The sequence below is a fragment of the Paenisporosarcina sp. P5_A11 genome, from assembly GCF_056400705.1.
This window is the reverse complement of the sequence record NZ_JBFUKT010000225.1, coordinates 1-4,479: the sequence shown is the minus strand read 5'-3', so window position 1 is coordinate 4,479 and position 4,479 is coordinate 1. Positions and strand designations below refer to the sequence as shown.

The following is a 4,479-nucleotide window of genomic DNA, read 5'->3' as shown; positions in this document are numbered from 1 at the left end:
CTTTAAAAGTTCCATCTTCTCCAGATGATCCTTGATTTTCTGAACTACTTGAACCACATCCAGCTAACAATATAATTGCTGTTAGGAGCATGGTAATAAAGATAATTGATTCTTTTCTCATGATTCGTTCTCTCCTTTTGATATATTCTGATAGTGACATTACATACAAAAAAGGCAAATCTGCACAAAAAAAGACCTGAGATGAACTCAGGTCGCATATGTATGGTTTGCCCTAAAATCCTCTTCTTCCCTAAATGAGATAGCACACTCAATAAACTGGGACGTTTATTGAGACAGTCCTGCAGTTCTTAACTACAGACCCAGCAAGTAATATTGAGAGATATTACACACTTCGGCGACATTTCCTTCTCCTTAGAATCAAAGCTTCTCAAACTCATCTAAGGACTGTTAAATATCGCGCCTCTACCTCACCGTAAAAGTGAGGTTAATATTCAATTGTATTTAATATTTTACAATAACATACTCTTTCTGTCAACCAATCTACTAAGATGGCACTTAAACTACATCCATTTGTTGAATCAACCCATATACCAAATCTATAGTCAGGACGGTTGCTTCCCCTTTGTATCTAGCAAATAAAACCTTAAGAGGAAGCGTTTGTAATCTAGCCTTGATTGGATTAAAATTGTAAATATTAAAGGCATAATGTATGAGATGAGAGCAGCCTGTAATCGAACATGCGGAACTCAAATGGAGGATTTGAACAAATGACCGAGAAAAATCGAGACTTTTCAGAAGCTTGCCCCAGTGATCAAAATTCTTGGACTTCTGGCACAATTCATAGCGATCTTCTTGCCACGAAGGCTTTTGTCTATAACCCCTGCAGCTTTGATAGTTCTCCTCCCCAATTAGAAGCACAAAACGCTGAATATGGGGCCTATGTTTTTAACTTGAATGGTCTATCCATAAGATTTCGTGTCGCTAAAATCACTCCTACTAAGGTAGGGCAATTTGTGACTTTATGGGAAAGAATTGGCGATGGGCCGATCCAACCGTATGATGTACTAGATTCAGTCGATTTATTCGTTATTAGTACACGAGAAGGTAAGAACTTTGGACAGTTTATATTTCCAAAATCTGTTCTACGTGAACATGATATTCTATCTAGTAAGGGTAAAGGTGGTAAGAGAGCAATACGCGTTTACCCGCCTTGGGCCAAGACTACTAGCTCTCAGGCTCAAAAAACTCAGAAATGGCAGCTGGAATATTTCTTAGAGATACCTCAAATTGAACCAGTAGACTGTGTTCGTGCTCTGATGTATTACAGCTTAAAACGTTAAGCCCCCCTAATTTACAACCTATAGAGTAAGAGCGGTTAAGATATTCCTGTTACGTCAAAACCTATTTAACATAGAAGATTTTACATCTAAAACTATATTGAAAGAAAAATCACTGGTATATCTTTATCCCTTAATCAAGTGACACATAATAACGACTTGCCACTTTCCACCAATAACATCAAGTGTTACTCCTACTGGTATGGGTACTAAAAAGTGCCTACAGCACTTTAAAGTGCGTACTTTTCTTTTTGTGACATTGAATTGATAATAACATAAGTAGACAAGAGCAAAACAGTCAAACTAACCATATGCCTTAGAGTCAGTATGACGAAAAGTGCTATTGAGGGTGTCTTTTTTACGGCGTTAGAAACTGCAATTTATTTCACATCAAAATAAGGAGGAAATTTATCATGATTAATAATTTACAAGATACAACAACTTTGCATAACGGAGTGAAAATGCCTTGGTTTGGTCTAGGGGTTTTTAAAGTTGAAGAAGGTCCAGAGTTAGTGAATGCTGTAAAAACAGCTATTATAAATGGGTACCGCAGTATTGATACAGCAGCCATTTATGGAAATGAAGAAGGTGTTGGAAAAGGTATTCGCGAAGGAATCAAAGAAGCTGGTATTTCTCGTGAAGAACTATTTGTGACGTCGAAAGTATGGAATGCTGATTTAGGATACGAATCAACAATTGCAGCGTATACTACAAGTTTAAAAAAACTTGATTTGGAATACTTGGATCTCTATTTGATTCACTGGCCTGTAGAAGGTAAGTATAAAGAAGCGTGGAGAGCATTAGAAAATATTTATACAGAAGGTCAGGTAAAAGCAATTGGCGTAAGTAATTTCCAAATTCATCATCTTCAAGATTTGAAGAAAGATGCAAAAATTAAACCAATGGTAAATCAAGTGGAATTCCATCCACGTTTAACTCAAAAAGATCTTCAAGTGTTTTGTCAGGAACAAGGAATTCAGCTGGAAGCTTGGTCTCCTTTAATGCAAGGCCAATTGTTAAATGATGAAATCTTAAACGAGATTGCAACTAAATATAAAAAATCTGTTGCTCAGGTTATTCTACGTTGGGATTTACAAAACGAAGTGGTAACTATTCCGAAATCTACAAAAGAACATCGTATTGTTGAGAACTCGTCAATATTTGATTTTGTATTAACGGATGAAGATATGAAAAAAATAGACGAAATGAATGAAAACCATCGAGTAGGTCCAGACCCTGATAATTTTGATTTTTAATTGAATCATAAAGAAAATCACCTTAGAATCCATCGATTCTAAGGTGATTTTGATTTTTACGACGGTATGGAACCATAATGATGCTATTAGATTTAATTCTGCTTATCTTAAATAGACATCAAGTACTAAAAATTCAGTACTTGATGTCATTTTCGTTCTGTAATTAAGTGGTATTTCTTAAAGATATCCAATGTGAGATTTTTAGCTTTTGTACCCGTACCATCAATGTTTGTTACAAAAACATAAGAACGATTGTCCACTTTTATAAATCCAACAAACCATCCTAAACCAAAATCAGACAATCTTGTTCCCGTTTTTCCGTAAAGTGAGTAGTGATCCCCTTCCTCCTGGATCATCATTCGTTTAACTGTTTTCATTACATGTTTATCAAACGGAAGCTCCTCTTTATACAACTTTTCCATAAAATCAACTTGTTCAAGTGGACTGATTTTCAAAGTGCTACTTAACCAGAAATGGTCGATTCCTCCACTAATATCCTCGTTTCCATACGCGATTTTTTGTACCCAATCATTCATACTTTGCTCTCCGATATCCCTAGCCATTGCCTGGTAATACCAAATTACTGATTCACGCATAGCTGACCCAAGGGTATGGTCACGGTTCCATGTATCAAATTCATGCTTGACGCCGTCCCATCTTTTCACATCATACTCATCTCGGACAGCGTTTACTTGTAATCCAATTAATGCATTAGGGACCTTAAAGGTAGATTCTGGGGTTTGACTTGTGTTAGCTCTTTCCTGATTGTAGACAAAGGTTTTTCCAGTTTTAACATCACGTAATATAAACGTTCCTTTTTGATTAGAGAAAAATTCAGTTACGTCTAACTTTTTAACATTAAGTTTTACTTTAGAAGTAACTTCTTTATTTGGTGTTTGAGCTTGTACTGTAAAACCTATTATCCCGGTAAACAATATAAAAATAGAAAGGTAAATCAGTTTTCTCATTTTAGACACCTCATTAAATTATTTTACTTATATTAATGATAACTAAATKMTTCATTTCTCAAAATCGAACAATATATCAGAGAGCGAAGATYCCGKTAACCGTTGCAGAAAAAAGATACTAAAGAGATTGTAATAATCTCTTTAGTATCTTTTGTATTGCTTTCTACTATTTACCTTTACTATTAGACTTAACGTTGATATACAGTTTTCCTGCTGCAGTTTTRCGTGTTTCATTTTTGAAGCTATCTACTGCTTTCACTTCAATTACTGCACCKTTTGCAACTGTACCTTTTGGAGCTGTCCAATAGCCAACATAGTGACCGTCTGATTGTTCCATCATTGGTAACTCGGTAGCATTTTGAATTTTTGCACCGACATCTGTTAGTGGCATGTGGATGACGAATGTTGATTTTAATCCTGGCTCACTATCAAATTCGATTTTTACGCTTTTCCCTGTTTTTAGGTTGACATCTTGGTTTGGTAATACGTTCTCAACTACTGGTGCAACGTATTTTGCAGTTACCGTAACTGTTTTCGAAATACTGTTATTCGCTTTATCTCTTGCGACAACAGTAATTTTATTTGMGCCGGTATCCAATAGAATACGTTTTGAATATTTGCCATTTACGACTGCTGYATTTTGACCGTTTACTTTWAYCCAATCAAGGTTTGCATCTTCGACGCTACCTTCTACGATAACCGTTTCACGGTTTGTTCTATCTCCGTCTCTCGGGCTGTCGATTGTAAGGTTAGGTTTCACCGTGTCCAAGATGACCGAGACAGGAGCAGATTCACCTGTAACTCTACCATCGAGTTTAGAAATTGCTGTGAATTCATTTGTACCTTCTGTTAATTCCGTTTGGATGGCGAATTTACCATCATCTCCTACTACTACTGATCCTGCTGCTTCACCGTTATTTTTCAACTGAATAGTTGTAGTAGGTGAAGCAGTTCCTT

General features: G+C 36.1%; 3 protein-coding genes, 1 pseudogene and 1 riboswitch. Of the genes and pseudogenes, 2 read left to right on the top strand and 2 right to left on the bottom strand.

From position 1 onward, the window contains the following. Window positions 1-252: 252 nt before the first annotated feature. Window positions 253-434, bottom strand: a riboswitch (Lysine riboswitch). A gap of 294 nt (window positions 435-728) precedes the next feature. Together AC1DOS_RS18220 and AC1DOS_RS18215 are read left to right on the top strand one after the other, a co-directional pair. Continuing rightward, a complete protein-coding gene (locus AC1DOS_RS18220; RefSeq protein WP_477538640.1) occupies window positions 729-1,301 on the top strand; it encodes a MepB family protein in 573 nt (190 codons plus the stop codon). Between the two features lie 410 nt (window positions 1,302-1,711). Further along, window positions 1,712-2,554 (top strand): aldo/keto reductase, encoded by an 843-nt coding sequence (locus tag AC1DOS_RS18215; RefSeq protein WP_477538639.1) that lies wholly within the window; start codon window positions 1,712-1,714, stop codon window positions 2,552-2,554. 146 nt (window positions 2,555-2,700) lie between these two features. On the opposite strand, the gene blaOXA is transcribed toward AC1DOS_RS18215, so the two are convergent. Further along, window positions 2,701-3,522, bottom strand: coding sequence for a class D beta-lactamase (gene blaOXA, locus AC1DOS_RS18210; RefSeq protein WP_477538638.1), 822 nt, complete (start codon window positions 3,520-3,522; stop codon window positions 2,701-2,703). A gap of 166 nt (window positions 3,523-3,688) precedes the next feature. Continuing rightward, window positions 3,689-4,479 (bottom strand): annotated as a pseudogene (locus AC1DOS_RS18205) (peptidase S8); the annotation flags it as partial.